General features: G+C 72.0%; 13 protein-coding genes. 6 read left to right on the top strand and 7 right to left on the bottom strand.

Annotation, left to right across the window (positions count from 1 at the left end):
• Positions 1–27 precede the first annotated feature (27 nt).
• A complete protein-coding gene (locus ACFOSY_RS18420) occupies positions 28–861 on the top strand; it encodes an isoprenyl transferase (RefSeq protein ID WP_394308113.1) in 834 nt (277 codons plus the stop codon).
• Positions 862–984: 123 nt separating this feature from the next.
• Positions 985–1713: a YoaK family protein gene (locus ACFOSY_RS18425; RefSeq protein ID WP_394308115.1), complete on the top strand. Its 729-nt coding sequence runs from the start codon at positions 985–987 to the stop codon at positions 1711–1713.
• A 23-nt stretch (positions 1714–1736) separates the two neighbouring features.
• On the opposite strand, the gene ACFOSY_RS18430 is transcribed toward ACFOSY_RS18425, so the two are convergent.
• The 4 genes from ACFOSY_RS18430 to ACFOSY_RS18445 form a co-directional block, all read right to left on the bottom strand.
• Positions 1737–2156: a Fur family transcriptional regulator gene (locus ACFOSY_RS18430; protein ID WP_006129652.1), complete on the bottom strand. Its 420-nt coding sequence runs from the start codon at positions 2154–2156 to the stop codon at positions 1737–1739.
• A 62-nt stretch (positions 2157–2218) separates the two neighbouring features.
• Positions 2219–3121 carry a metal ABC transporter permease gene (locus ACFOSY_RS18435; RefSeq protein ID WP_394308118.1) on the bottom strand — a complete coding sequence of 301 codons (903 nt, stop codon included), beginning with the start codon at positions 3119–3121 and terminating at the stop codon, positions 2219–2221.
• The gene (locus tag ACFOSY_RS18440; protein ID WP_394308119.1) at positions 3121–3891 is read right to left on the bottom strand and encodes a metal ABC transporter ATP-binding protein; all 771 of its coding nucleotides are present in this window, start codon (positions 3889–3891) and stop codon (positions 3121–3123) included. Before ACFOSY_RS18440 ends, ACFOSY_RS18435 begins: the two co-directional genes overlap by 1 nt.
• A 29-nt stretch (positions 3892–3920) precedes the next feature.
• Positions 3921–4907, bottom strand: coding sequence for a metal ABC transporter substrate-binding protein (locus ACFOSY_RS18445; protein ID WP_394308121.1), 987 nt, complete (start codon positions 4905–4907; stop codon positions 3921–3923).
• Between the two features lie 173 nt (positions 4908–5080).
• On the opposite strand from ACFOSY_RS18445, the gene ACFOSY_RS18450 reads away from it, so the two are divergent.
• The 3 genes from ACFOSY_RS18450 (at position 5081) to ACFOSY_RS18460 (ending at position 8264) form a co-directional block, all read left to right on the top strand.
• On the top strand, positions 5081–6463 hold the full coding sequence (locus ACFOSY_RS18450) for a glycine--tRNA ligase (RefSeq protein WP_006129656.1): 1383 nt from the start codon (positions 5081–5083) through the stop codon (positions 6461–6463).
• Positions 6464–6640: 177 nt separating this feature from the next.
• Complete coding sequence (locus ACFOSY_RS18455; protein ID WP_394308124.1) at positions 6641–7651, top strand: aldo/keto reductase; 1011 nt, start codon at positions 6641–6643, stop codon at positions 7649–7651.
• 25 nt (positions 7652–7676) lie between these two features.
• The gene (locus ACFOSY_RS18460; protein ID WP_394308126.1) at positions 7677–8264 is read left to right on the top strand and encodes a TetR family transcriptional regulator; all 588 of its coding nucleotides are present in this window, start codon (positions 7677–7679) and stop codon (positions 8262–8264) included.
• A gap of 15 nt (positions 8265–8279) precedes the next feature.
• On the opposite strand, the gene ACFOSY_RS18465 is transcribed toward ACFOSY_RS18460, so the two are convergent.
• Both ACFOSY_RS18465 and ACFOSY_RS18470 read right to left on the bottom strand, forming a co-directional pair.
• Positions 8280–8486, bottom strand: a complete 207-nt coding sequence (locus tag ACFOSY_RS18465) for a hypothetical protein (protein WP_394308128.1) — start codon at positions 8484–8486, stop codon at positions 8280–8282.
• A 336-nt stretch (positions 8487–8822) separates the two neighbouring features.
• Complete coding sequence (locus tag ACFOSY_RS18470; protein WP_394308131.1) at positions 8823–10265, bottom strand: MFS transporter; 1443 nt, start codon at positions 10263–10265, stop codon at positions 8823–8825.
• 97 nt (positions 10266–10362) lie between these two features.
• Here ACFOSY_RS18470 and dusB point away from each other — a divergent pair, with 97 nt between their 5' ends.
• Positions 10363–11517 carry a tRNA dihydrouridine synthase DusB gene (gene dusB / locus ACFOSY_RS18475; RefSeq protein WP_394308133.1) on the top strand — a complete coding sequence of 385 codons (1155 nt, stop codon included), beginning with the start codon at positions 10363–10365 and terminating at the stop codon, positions 11515–11517.
• Here the strand turns inward: dusB and ACFOSY_RS18480 are convergent, their stop codons facing one another.
• Complete coding sequence (locus tag ACFOSY_RS18480) at positions 11518–13260, bottom strand: CDP-alcohol phosphatidyltransferase (protein WP_394308135.1); 1743 nt, start codon at positions 13258–13260, stop codon at positions 11518–11520.
• Positions 13261–13311: the final 51 nt, after the last annotated feature.

The raw sequence follows: 13311 nt of genomic DNA on the forward strand, positions 1-13311 counted from the left end.
CCGTCAGCACGAGGAGACGAGAGACACATGGCCGTACGCGGATTCCTGGGGCGGCAGCGCCGGGAGTACAGGACCCCGGAACCGCACCCCTCCGGCGCGCGGCCCCCGAAGATCCCCGGGGAACTCGTCCCGAAGCATGTGGCGATCGTCATGGACGGCAACGGGCGCTGGGCGAAGGAACGGGGCCTGCCGCGCACCGAGGGGCACAAGGTCGGCGCCGAGCGGGTGCTGGACGTGCTCCAGGGCGGCATCGAGATGGGCGTGGGCGCGATCTCGCTGTACGCCTTCTCCACCGAGAACTGGAAGCGGTCGCCGGACGAGGTGCGCTTCCTGATGAACTTCAACCGGGACTTCATCCGCAAGACCCGGGACCAGCTCGACGAGCTGGGCATCCGGGTCCGCTGGGTGGGCCGTATGCCCAAGCTGTGGAAGTCCGTCGCCAAGGAGCTCCAGATCGCCCAGGAGCAGACCAAGGACAACGACGGGCTGACGCTGTACTTCTGCATGAACTACGGCGGCCGCGCGGAGATCGCCGACGCCGCGCAGGCGCTCGCCGAGGACGTGAAGGCGGGCCGGCTCGACCCGTCGAAGGTCAACGAGAAGACGCTCCAGCGGTACATGTACTACCCGGACATGCCGGACGTGGACCTGTTCCTGCGGCCGAGCGGCGAGCAGCGCACGTCCAACTACCTGCTGTGGCAGAGCGCCTACGCCGAGATGGTCTTCCAGGACGTGCTGTGGCCGGACTTCGACCGCCGCGACCTGTGGCGGGCGTGCCTGGAGTTCGCCTCGCGCGACCGGCGGTTCGGCGGCGCGATCCCGAACGAGGAGCTGCTGGCGATGGAGGGCCGCCAGGCCTGAGTACGGGCGGGCCTGCGCCGGGGCGGTCCGCGCCTGTGCGGGCCTGCGCCGGGCGTGGTCTTCGGCCGCGTGTCGGACGGCCGCTGCCGGTGGAGCGGGCCCGCCCCTGGCCATGCTGGCGGTATGTCCGACGTCCCCCCGTCCGAGGTGCGGCGCACCGCCGTCATGACCGTGCTCACGGTGATCGCGGGCGCCGTGGACGCGGTGAGTTTCCTGACCCTGGGCAAGGTGTTCTGCGCGCTGGCGACGGGCAACGTGCTGTTCCTGTCGTTCGGGCTGGCGGGCGAGGGGGACGTGCCGGTGGCGCGGCCCGCCGCGGCCGTCGGGGCGTTCGTGGCCGGCTGCGTGATCGGGGTGCCGGCGCTCACCTCGCTCGCCGCGCGGGGCCGCGCCTGGTTCGTGGCGGGGCTGGCCGGGGAGGGGCTGCTGCTCGTCGCCTCGGGGGCGGTGGCGCTCGGCCGGTACGGGCTCGCGAAGGCCGTCGACCACACCGACTACGTGGTGATCGGCGGGGTGGCCCTCGCGATGGGGCTGCGGGCGTCCACCGCGCTGCGCATGCATGTACCGGGCATGCCGACGCTGCTGAGCCAGACCGCCATGGCGGAACTCGTCGACGACCTGCTGGACCGGCCGCGCACGGCGTCCGGGGCGCCGTCGCGCCGGACACTGGCGCGGGCCCGGTGGGCGGCGACCGTGTGCGGGATCTTCGTCGGGGGCGTGCTGGGCACCTGGCTGCTGGTGCCGCTGGGACCGGGACGGGCGCTGATCGTGATCGGCGCGGCGGTGCTGGTGTGCGCCGCCGCGTCCCATGCCGCCGGGGTGCGGCGGGAGGACGCGGGCGCACGGGGCTGAAAGCCCCCGGTGCGTCCTGGGCGTCAGGCGTCCGGGCAGCCCGCGCAGTCCGCGCAGGTGCCGAAGATCTCCACCGTGTGGGCCACGTTGACGTAGCCGTGCTCGGCCGCGATGGCCTCGGCCCACTTCTCCACCGCCGGGCCCTCCACCTCCACCGCCTTGCCGCAGCTGCGGCACACCAGGTGGTGGTGATGGTCGCCGGTGGAGCAGCGACGGTAGACGGACTCGCCGTCGGCGGTGCGCAGGACGTCGACCTCACCGGCGTCGGCGAGGGACTGAAGCGTGCGGTAGACCGTGGTGAGCCCGACCGAGTCGCCCTTGTGCTTGAGCATGTCGTGCAGTTCCTGCGCGCTGCGGAACTCGTCGACCTCCTGAAGGCAAGCCGCCACGGCGGCACGCTGCCGGGTGGCGCGGCCCTTCACGGGCGGTCCTGCGGTCGTCACCGGAATGCCTCCTCACGTCTGACTGCTGCCCGGGCCATTGTGCCAGTCCGGGTCCCGGCCGGTCAGGCGCCGACCTTGCCGTCCGCCGGACGACTGGCCGGAATCGAGCACTCCGCGGGGTCGGCTCCAGGCCGTGCGGCGGCCTGCGCCCGGGCGCGGCGCCGGGCCAGCGGGGCGGCCAGGGCGGTCAGCAGGATGAAGGCGCCGATGGTCAGCAGCACGATCGTCGCGCCGGGCGGGACGTCCTGGTAGTACGACGTGACGGTGCCGCCGACGGCCACGCTGACGCCGATCGCGACGGCGACGGCGAACGTGGCGGCGAAGCTCCGGGTGAGCTGCTGGGCCGCCGCGACCGGCACCACCATGAGCGCGCTGACCAGCAGCAGGCCCACCACCCGCATCGCCACGGACACCGTGACGGCGGCCGTGACCGCGGTGAGCAGGTTCAACAACCGCACCGGCAGGCCCGTCACCCGCGCGAACTCCTCGTCCTGGCTGACCGCGAAGAGCTGCCGCCGCAGGCCCACGGTGACCAGCACCACGAACGCGGCCAGCACGCAGATCGCGGTCACGTCGGACGGGGAGACCGTGGACAGCGAGCCGAACAGGAACGACGAGAGGTTCGAGGTGGAGCCGCCGGGCGCGAGGTTGATGAACATGACGCCGCCGGCCATGCCGCCGTAGAAGAGCATGGCGAGGGCGATGTCGCCGCGGGTCCGGGCGTACCAGCGGACCAGTTCCATGAAGACGGCGCCGAGGACGGAGACCACGGCGGCCATCCACACCGGGGACCAGGACAGCAGGAACCCGAGGCCCACGCCGGTCATGGCGACATGGCCGATGCCGTCGCCCATGAGCGCCTGGCGGCGCTGGACGAGGTAGATGCCGACCGCGGGGGCGGTGACGCCGACCAGGACGGCGGCGAGCAGCGCCCGCTGCATGAAGGCGTAGTCGAGGATCTCCATCAGCTCAGCAGTCCCGTGCGGATCGGACCGGCGTCCGCCGGTGCGTGCGGGTGTACGTGGTCGTGGCCGGGCAGGGCGTGCTGGCCGACCGCCTGCGGCGGCGGGCCGTCGTGCAGCACGCAGCCGTCGCGGAGCACGACCGCCCGGTCGATCAGGGGTTCCAGCGGGCCCAGTTCGTGCAGGACGAGGAGGACCGTGGTGCCCCGGCCGACCTGGGTGCGCAGGGTCTCGGCGAGGACCTCCTGGCTGGCCAGGTCCACGCCCGCCATCGGCTCGTCCATGATCAGCAGGTCCGGTTCGGCGGCGAGCGCGCGGGCGATCAGGACCCGCTGGTGCTGGCCGCCGGACAGGGCGTCGACGGAGTCCCCGGCGCGGTCCGCCATGCCGACCAGGTCCAGGGCCCGGCGGACCGCCTCCCGGTCGGCCTTGCGGAACAGGCCGAAACGGGTGCGGGCGAGCCGCCCCGAGGAGACGACCTCGGTGACCGTGGCGGGCACCCCGCCGGCGGCCGTGGTGCGCTGCGGCACGTAGCCCACCCGCGCCCAGTCGCGGAACCGGCGCCGCTCGGTGCCGAACAGCTCGATCTCCCCGGCGCTGACCGGCACCTGGCCGATCACGGTGCGCACGGCGGTGGACTTGCCGGAGCCGTTGGCGCCGAGCAGGGCGACGACCTCGCCGCGGCGCACGGTGAGGTCGATGCCCCGCAGCACGGGGCGCGAGCCCAGCTCGGCGCGCACCCCCCGCAGAGTGATGACGGGTTCGCCTGTCATGCCGTCCTCCGGGGTCGCGTGGTCGGGGTTCACCGGGCGCCCAGCGCGGTGCGCAGGGCCGTGAGGTTGGCCTCCATGACCTGGAAGTAGTCCTCGCCGCGGGAGTGGTCGGTGATGCCCTCGACCGGGTCGAGGACGTCGGTCCTCAGCCCGGTGTCACCGGCGAGGGTCTTCGCGGTCTTGTCGCTGACGAGGGTCTCGTGGAAGACGGTGGTGACGCCGTCCTCCTTCGCGATCCGCTGGAGTTCCTTCACGCGCGCCCCGCTGGGCTCGGAGTCGGGGTCCAGGCCGCTGATGGCCTCCTCGGTCAGCCCGTAGCGCTCGGCGAGGTAGCCGAAGGCGGCGTGGGTGGTGACGAAGACGTCGCTCGTGCGGTTCGCGAGGCCGGTGCGGAACTTCCCGTCGAGCGCCTTGAGGTCCTTGACCAGGGCCGCGGTGTTGGCGCGGTAGTCGGCGGCGTGGTCCGGGTCGGCCTTCTGGAAGGCCTTGCCGACGCCCTCGGCGACCTCGGCGTACTTGACCGGGTCGAGCCAGATGTGGGGGTCGCCGCCCTCGTGGTCGTGATCGTGGCCGTGCTCGTCCTCGTGCGCGTGCTCGTCCTCGTGGGCGTGCTCGTCGCCGTGGCCGGCCTCGGTGCCGTGCTCCTCCAGCGTGGTCAGCTCGGCCGCGTCGATCTTCGTGGCGACGGGGGACTGGCCGATGGCCTCGTCGACCGAGGGCTGGAGGCCCTTGAGGTAGAGGGCCGCGTCGGCCTCCTCGAGCTGCGCGGTCTGCCGGGCGCTGATCTCCAGGTCGTGCGGCTCCTGACCGGGCTGGGTGAGACTGGTGACGTGGACGTGTTCGCCGCCGATCCGCTCGGCGAGGAAGGCCATCGGGTAGAACGACGCGACGACGTCGAACGCGCCGGTGTTCCCCGCCGCGGCGCTGTCGGACGAGCAGGCGGTGAGGGTGCCGAGCCCGAGGGCGGTGACGGCCGTGAGCGCGACCGCGGATATGTGACGTCGTCGTACGTTCATGACAGTCATTTTCAACGAAGATGGAAACCGTTGTCAACAAACCTCCTGGCGGCCCCCGCGGAGGCCCGCTCGGGGGGACCGATTTGGTCGAGGGGCCGCCCCCGCCGGTAACCTGAGGCATTCGCTGGAAGCATCTCCGCTTCGTCGCCCGTCGTCGTAATGAAGAGAGCACCGTGGCCGCCGACAAGATCGACACCATCGTCAGCCTGAGCAAGCGCCGTGGCTTCGTATTCCCCAGTAGTGAGATCTACGGCGGCACGAAGGCCGCCTGGGACTACGGACCGCTGGGTGTCGAGCTCAAGGAGAACCTGAAGCGTCAGTGGTGGCGCTACATGGTCACCTCGCGCGAGGACGTGGTCGGTATCGACTCGTCCGTGATCCTGGCCCCGGAGGTGTGGGTCGCCTCCGGTCACGTCGCCACGTTCACGGACCCGCTGACCGAGTGCACCTCCTGCCACAAGCGGTTCCGCGCGGACCACCTGGAGGAGGCGTACGAGGAGAAGAAGGGGCACGCCCCCGAGAACGGCCTCGCCGACCTCAACTGCCCCAACTGCGGCAACAAGGGCACCTTCACCGAGCCCAAGCAGTTCTCGGGTCTGCTCTCCACCCACCTCGGCCCCACGCAGGACTCCGGCTCCATCGCCTACCTGCGCCCCGAGACCGCCCAGGGCATCTTCACCAACTTCGCCCAGGTGCAGACCACGTCGCGCCGCAAGCCGCCGTTCGGCATCGCGCAGATGGGCAAGTCCTTCCGCAACGAGATCACGCCCGGCAACTTCATCTTCCGCACCCGCGAGTTCGAGCAGATGGAGATGGAGTTCTTCGTCAAGCCGGGCGAGGACGAGAAGTGGCAGGAGTACTGGATGGAGCAGCGCTGGAACTGGTACACCGGCCTGGGCCTGCGCGAGGAGAACATGCGGTGGTACGAGCACCCGAAGGAGAAGCTCTCCCACTACTCCAAGCGCACCGCTGACATCGAGTACCGCTTCCAGTTCGGCGGCAGCGAGTGGGGCGAGCTGGAGGGCGTCGCCAACCGCACCGACTACGACCTCGGCGCGCACTCCAAGGCCTCCGGCCAGGACCTCTCCTACTTCGACCAGGAGGCCGGCGAGCGCTGGACGCCGTACGTCATCGAGCCGGCGGCCGGTGTCGGCCGGGCGATGCTCGCCTTCCTGCTCGACGCCTACGTCGAGGACGAGGCGCCCAACGCCAAGGGCAAGATGGAGAAGCGGACCGTGCTGCGGCTCGACCACCGCCTCGCGCCGGTGAAGGTCGCGGTGCTGCCGCTGTCCCGCAACCCGGAGCTGTCCCCGAAGGCCAAGGGCCTCGCCCAGACGCTGCGGCAGAACTGGAACATCGAGTTCGACGACGCCGGCGCCATCGGCCGCCGCTACCGCCGCCAGGACGAGATCGGCACGCCGTTCTGCGTGACCGTCGACTTCGACACCCTGGACGACAACGCGGTGACCGTGCGCGAGCGCGACACCATGAAGCAGGAGCGGGTCTCCCTCGACCAGATCGAGGGCTACCTGGCCGCCCGCCTGGTCGGCTGCTGACCGCTCGTCTCGACCGGCACCGCTCTTCACGACCGGCGCGAACGCCGGGTCCCGGATCTCCGGGGCCCGGCGTTCGCGCGTTTCCGGCTCCGCGGGTGCGTGCGGTCCCCGACCCGGGTGACAGCTATACGAATGACAGATATTGAAATCTGTCATTCGTCATGGCATCGTGGAGGCATGACGATGCACACACGACCTCTCGGAAAGACCGGCCCCCAGGTGTCCGCCCTGGGGCTCGGCTGCATGGGCATGTCCGCGCTGTACGGCGCGGCGGACCGGACCGAGGCGATCGCCACGATCCACGCCGCCCTGGACGCCGGCGTCACCCTGCTCGACACCGGCGACTTCTACGGCATGGGCCACAACGAGCTGCTGATCGGCGAGGCGCTGCGCACGGCCCCCGCCGCCCTGCGCGAACAGGCCCTCACCAGCGTCAAGTTCGGCGCCCTGCGCGACCCGGACGGCGGCTGGGGTCCCACCGACGGCCGCCCGGCCGCGGTGCGCAACTTCGCCGCGTACTCCCTCCAGCGGCTGGGCGTCGACCACATCGACGTCTACCGCATCTCCCGCGCCGACCCCGACGTGCCGATCGAGGAGACCGTCGGCGCCATCGCGGAGCTCGTGGAGAAGGGGCACGTGCGGCACATCGGCCTCAGCGAGGTCGGCGCCGACGCCATCCGGCGGGCCGCCGCCACCGCGCCGATCTCCGACCTCCAGATCGAGTACTCGCTGATCTCCCGCGCCGTCGAGGACCAGATCCTGCCCACCACCCGTGAACTGGGCATCTCCGTCACGGCGTACGGGGTGCTCGCGCGCGGCCTGATCTCCGGTCACTTCACCGCCGACCGGCAGCTGTCCGCGGACGACTTCCGCGCCCACTCGCCCCGCTTCCAGGGCGACAACCTCCGGCACAACCTGAGCCTCGTCGACGCGTTGCGCGAGATCGCGGAGCGCAAGGGCGTCACGGTCGCGCAGATCGCCGTCGCCTGGGTGCTGTCGCGCGGCGAGGACATCGTGCCGCTGGTCGGCGCCCGCACCCGGGAGCGGCTGACGGAGTCGCTGGGCGCGCTGGACGTCACGCTGGACGCGGACGACCTCGCGGCGATCGAGCGGGCGGTGCCGCCCGGCGCGGCCGCGGGCGCCCGCTACCCGGAGCCGATGATGTCCCACCTCGGCACCAAGGAGTGATTCCGGCGCCGGGTACGGTCTAGGCATGGCAGCGACCGAGACCCTGACCGCCGAGCGCATCCTGGAGGCGACCGAGGAGGTGCTGCGCCGGCACGGCCCGGCGAAGGCCACCGTGGTGGACGTGGCCCGCGCCCTCGGCGTCAGCCACGGCAGCGTCTACCGGCACTTCCGCACCAAGGCGGCGCTGCGCGAGGCGGTCACCAAGCGGTGGCTCGACCGTACGTCCGAGGCGCTGGGCGGGATCGCGGGCGACGCGTCCCGGGACGCCGAGACCCGGCTGCGGGACTGGCTCGCCGCCCTCTTCACCGCCAAGCGGCGCAAGGCGGGCGACGACCCCGAACTGTTCGCCACCTACAGCGTGCTGGCCGCCGAGCAGGTCGGGGCGGTCGCCGAGCACATCGACGAGCTGACCGAGCAGTTGACGCGGATCGTCGCCGACGGGGTGGCCTCCGGGCTCTTCCGCAGCGACGACCCCGGGGTCAGCGCCCGCGCCGTGTTCCAGGCCACCGGCCGCTTCCACGACCCCGTCCACGCGGGGGAGTGGGACACCCCCGAGGCGGACGCCGACTTCGAGGCGGCCGTGGACCTGCTGCTGCGGGGGCTGCGGGCCTGACTGCCGAGGGCCTTGTCAGGCCGCGGTCGGGTCCACGGTCGCCTGGTGCGCCTGCTCCAGATGTTCCTGCGCCTTCAGCCACGGCAGGAACTGGGCGCCCCGGCGCCAGCCGCACGTCTCACACCGGATCGTCCGCTGCACCCCGGTGCGCTGGACCCGCACGGTGTGCTCACGTCCGTGCAGGTCCCAGCGGCTGACCTTGCTCGAGTCGATCTGGGGCATGGTGCCTCCGGCGGTCGGCGGATGGATGTCGCCGTGCTCGTGTCCCTGTCGGGGGACGAGAAGGAGTGTGCAGCAAAAGCAACATCAACAGGTGGGGGTTTGCGCGAGTCGCACCGGGGTGTCGCTTACGGCGTGGGGTGCGTGGGCACAGTGGCCCGCCGCTGTGGTGCCGCTGCGCCCACCCTCCCCCACTCTCGGCTTCGCTCGAGCGGGAGGTACCCCCATCGCCCCAGCGGCACGACTGCCCGCAGCGCCGCGAAGCGCCCTTCAGGGGCGCGGGGAACTGCGCGAACGGGGGTACAGGGCGCGCGACCTGGAATCGCCCCGGCGCTGCCCTCAGGCCCCCACCCCCGCGCGAGGCCGCTCCTCCGCCGTCAGGCGAGCCGCCGCCCGCTCCGCCGTCCCCCGGGCCCACGGCCCCGTCGTCAACGCCCCGAGCATCAGAACCACCGCACCGCACGCGGCGAGAATCCACCACCCCGGGCGGGACGCCGTCACGAACGTATCGGCGTACGAGGACGCCCCCACCCCCGCCGCCAGCACGGCACCCAGCACCGCCACCCCCAGCGTCTGCCCCAGCTGCCGGCTGGTGGAGGCCACCGCCGAGGCGACCCCGGCCTGGTCGGTGGGCATGCCCGAGACAGCCGTGTTGGTGATCGGCGCGTTGACGAGGCCGAAGCCGACCCCGAAGAGGACGTAGCCCACGAGCAGCGTCGCGTTGGACGTCTCCGCCTCGAAGAGGGCGAACAGCAGCCCGCTGACCGTCATCGCGCCGCCCGCGAACAGCAGCGGCAGCCGCGGCCCCCGGCTGCCGACGAGCCGGCCGGACAGCGGGGCGCACAGGAACGTCGGGACGGCCATCGGCAGCATCCACAGCCCCGCCTCCAGCGCGCTCAGCCCTCGCACGTTCTGGAGGTACAGCGTGGACAGGAACAGGAACCCGCCCAGCGCCGCGAAGGCGCTCACCGCGATCACCGTGGCCCCGCTGAACGGCGCCGAGCGGAAGAAGCGCAGGTCGATCAGAGGTTCCGGGCGGCGCGGCTCGTAGCGGAGGAGGGCCAGCAGGGCGATCAGCGCGAGCGCGGCGAAGGGCGCCGTGGAGCGCCACGTGCCGTGCGGGGCCTCGATGATCGCGTAGGTGAGGGAGCTGAACAGGGCGATGACCAGGACCTGGCCCACCGGGTCGGGCCTGCGGGCCCGGGGAGCGCGCGACTCGGGGACGAAACGCCAGGTCAGCAGCAGGGCGGCGAGGCCGACCGGCAGGTTGACCCAGAAGATGGAGCGCCAGCCGACCGAGTCCACCAGCACCCCGCCGACCAGCGGCCCCGCGGCCATCGACAGGCCGACCACCGCGCCCCACACCCCGATCGCGCGGGCGCGCTCACGAGGGTTCGTGAAGGTGTTGGTGATGATCGACATGGCGACCGGGTTGAGCATCGAACCGCCCACCGCCTGCACCATGCGGAACACGACGAGCCAGTTCAGGTCGGGGGCGAGCGAGCACAGCAGCGAGCCCAGGGTGAAGACCACCAGGCCGGCCATGAAGACCCGTCTGCGGCCGATCCGGTCGGCGGTCGAGCCGGCCAGCATCAGCAGCGAGGCCAGCACGAGCGTGTACGCGTCGATGGTCCACTGAAGTCCCGAGGTGCTCGCGTCCAGCTCCCGCTGGAGGGAGGGAAGGGCGACGTTCAGGACCGTGTTGTCCAGGCTCACGATCAGCAGGCTCATGCAGCAGATCGCGAGCACCAGCATGCGGCGGCCATGGCTGAGCTCGGGCATGTGCGCCATCGTACGCCCGTGTCGATAGTGCGGCTAACTAATGACCGATACACGATCATTGTGCCGAGCGCCCCGCGGCATGCGGGACAATGGGGGAATGCCCACTGCCTCGCCGACCGTGAACACGACGCTGTCCATCGGCCCGCACGCCGTGCAACCGCCCGTCGTGCTCGCCCCCATGGCCGGGATCACCAACGCGCCCTTCCGCACCCTGTGCCGAGAGTTCAGCGGGGGCAAGGGCCTGTTCGTCAGCGAGATGATCACCACCCGGGCGCTGGTCGAGCGCAACGAGAAGACCATGCAGCTCATCCGGTTCGACGCGTCCGAGCAGCCGCGCTCCATCCAGCTCTACGGCGTCGACCCGGCGACCGTCGGCAAGGCCGTCCGCATGATCGCGGAGGAGGGCCTCGCCGACCACATCGACCTCAACTTCGGCTGCCCGGTGCCCAAGGTGACCCGCAAGGGCGGCGGCTCCGCCCTGCCCTACAAGCGGAACCTGCTGCGCGCCATCCTGCGCGAGGCCGTCGCCGGCGCCGGCGACCTGCCGGTCACGATGAAGATGCGCAAGGGCATCGACGACGACCACCTGACCTACCTGGACGCCGGCCGCATCGCCGTCGAGGAGGGCGTCACCGCGATCGCGCTGCACGGCCGCACCGCCTCCCAGCACTACGGCGGCACCGCCGACTGGGACGCCATCGCCCGCCTCAAGGAGCACGTCCCGGAGATCCCGGTGCTCGGCAACGGCGACATCTGGTCCGCCGCCGACGCGCTGCGCATGGTCCGGGAGACCGGCTGCGACGGCGTGGTCGTCGGGCGCGGCTGCCTCGGCCGGCCGTGGCTCTTCGCCGACCTGGTCGCGGCCTTCGAGGGCCGCACGGAGGACTTCGTGCGGCCCACCCTGCGCGAGGTCGCCGACGTGATGGCGCGGCACGCCACGCTGCTCGGGGAGTGGATCGGCGACGAGTCGCGCGGGGTCATCGACTTCCGCAAGCACGTCGCCTGGTACCTGAAGGGCTTCGCCGTCGGCTCCGAGATGCGCCGGCGGCTCGCGGTCACCTCCACGCTGGAGGAGCTGCGCGCCGGGCTCGACGAGCTGGACCTGGACCAGCCCTGGCCGGCCGGCGCCGACGGCCCGCGCGGCCGGACGTCCGGCAACAACCGTGTGGTGCTGCCGGACGGCTGGCTGAAGGACCCCTACGACTGCGCGGGCGTCGGCGAGGACGCCGAGCTGGACACCTCCGGCGGCTGATCAGCCCTTGGTGGGGCGGGGCACCGATCCGTAGGCGGTCAGGAAGCGGTCGCGGAAGGCGTCCATCTTCCACACGGGGGCGTCGTCGGCGGGCTTGAGGCCGGGCGTCCACCGCCAGCCGTCGATCGCCCGCAGCACCTTCGGGTCCTTGGCGACGATCGTCACCGGCACGTCCCGGTTCTTGGTGTGCCCGGTGACGCGGGCGATCGGCTGGTGGTCGCCGAGGAACACCACCACGGTGTCGTCGGTGCCGTAGCGCTCCAGCCACTCGGTGAGGGCGGTCACCGAGTACGAGATGGACTTGCCGTACTCCTTGCGGGACTCGGTGGAGTCGGCCATCACCTCGGACGCGTCCCGGCCGTCCTCCTCGATCGCGTCGAAGACCGAGCCGTCGCCCAGGTCCTCCCAGTCGATCATCTCCGGGACCGGCGCCCACGGCTGGTGGCTGGAGGTGAGGATGACCTCCGACATCAGCGGCCGCTTCCGCTTCTTGCCGTGCTCCAGACGCTCGAACGCCTCCAGGGCGTACTGGTCCGGCATCGTGGACCAGCTGAACTTCGGGCCCTTGTAGCCCATCTCGGAGGAGTCGTACACCGTGTCCAGGCCGTACCACTCCGCCTCCGGCCAGGTCTTCTGCACGCCCGGCATGATGCCGACGGTGTCCCACGCGCCGGACTTGCGGAAGGCGGCGGTGAGGGTCAGCCGGTCGCTGTTGGTGGCGGTGCGGTACCGCTGCTGGTTGTCGATCCACAGGCCGGACAGGCTGGTGGAGTGCCCGAGCCAGCTGCTCCCGCCGTACGTCGCCGAGGTCAGCCATCCGCTGCGCGCCTGGTAACCGGCCGCGGCGAGCGCGGCGCCCCGGGAGTCGAGGGTGCGGGTGACGCCGGGCTCGATCAGCGGGTCGTCCACGGCCACCCGGCCGTAGCTCTCGATGAACGCGATGACGACGTCCTTGCCGCGCAGGTCCGGCAGGAGGAGGTTCGGCGGGGTGGCGCCGAAGGGGTCGGTCCGGGCCTCCTTCGCGAAGGCCGCCTCGTCGCGCAGGGTGTCCACCACCCGCCGCGCCTGCCCGCGCACGGTGTCCGCGGCGCGGTCGGAGGCGACCGGCAGCCCCGAGATCTGGAGGCCCAGCGAGGCGCACGTGATCCATACGGTGCCCGCGACCAGGGCGCCCTGGCCGGCGCGGGAGCGGTGCCGGGCCAGCACGTTGCCGAGCCGCACCGTGGCCAGCGCCATGACGACCACCAGGAGCAGCGCGAGCAGCACCGCGCCGACGGCGGCGGCGTCGGCGACGAAGCCGCCCATGGAGTCCCGCACGTAGGACAGGGCGTCGTCCAGCAGGCCCCAGTCGAGGACCAGGTTGAAGCCGCGCCCCAGGTACTCGGTGAAGCCGATGTCCAGCAGGTTGAGCACGGTGAGCATGCCGAGGGCCGCCCCGTAGAGCGCGGCGAAGATCACGCGCGGCCGGCGCGGCAGGGCGAGCAGCAGGACCGCCCCGACGATCGCCTCGGCGGGGATCCGGGTGAAGCGGTCGGGGCGCAGGCCCGGCGCGGTGTTCGGCATCAGCAGGGCGCCGAGCACCAGGACGGCGGCGAGGACGTGCCCCGTCAGAGTCAGGGCGCGGTCGGCGGAGGGATGTGCGTCGCGTGCGTGGCGCAGGCGGGTGAGGAGACGTGTGTCCCGCAGGCGCGTGGGAACACGGAGGGCGCGCAGGCGCGTGAGGACGCGAGTGAAGACAGGCAACCCGGAGGTTCCTTCCGTACCGAAACCGGTGAGGCGGGAGGCGGATCCGGC

It is taken from the genome of Streptomyces lusitanus (genome assembly GCF_042647945.1).
Taxonomy (GTDB): domain Bacteria; phylum Actinomycetota; class Actinomycetes; order Streptomycetales; family Streptomycetaceae; genus Streptomyces; species Streptomyces pseudogriseolus.

Coding starts and splice junctions, on each gene's coding strand:
- ACFOSY_RS18455 (WP_394308124.1), top strand. CDS start 6,641: ATGACGATGCACACACGACCTCTCGGAAAGACCGGCCCCCAGGTGTCC.
- ACFOSY_RS18465 (WP_394308128.1), bottom strand. CDS start 8,486: ATGCCCCAGATCGACTCGAGCAAGGTCAGCCGCTGGGACCTGCACGGA.
- ACFOSY_RS18445 (WP_394308121.1), bottom strand. CDS start 4,907: ATGAACGTACGACGACGTCACATATCCGCGGTCGCGCTCACGGCCGTC.
- ACFOSY_RS18420 (WP_394308113.1), top strand. CDS start 28: ATGGCCGTACGCGGATTCCTGGGGCGGCAGCGCCGGGAGTACAGGACC.
- dusB (WP_394308133.1), top strand. CDS start 10,363: ATGCCCACTGCCTCGCCGACCGTGAACACGACGCTGTCCATCGGCCCG.
- ACFOSY_RS18435 (WP_394308118.1), bottom strand. CDS start 3,121: ATGGAGATCCTCGACTACGCCTTCATGCAGCGGGCGCTGCTCGCCGCC.
- ACFOSY_RS18425 (WP_394308115.1), top strand. CDS start 985: ATGTCCGACGTCCCCCCGTCCGAGGTGCGGCGCACCGCCGTCATGACC.
- ACFOSY_RS18460 (WP_394308126.1), top strand. CDS start 7,677: ATGGCAGCGACCGAGACCCTGACCGCCGAGCGCATCCTGGAGGCGACC.
- ACFOSY_RS18440 (WP_394308119.1), bottom strand. CDS start 3,891: ATGACAGGCGAACCCGTCATCACTCTGCGGGGGGTGCGCGCCGAGCTG.
- ACFOSY_RS18470 (WP_394308131.1), bottom strand. CDS start 10,265: ATGCCCGAGCTCAGCCATGGCCGCCGCATGCTGGTGCTCGCGATCTGC.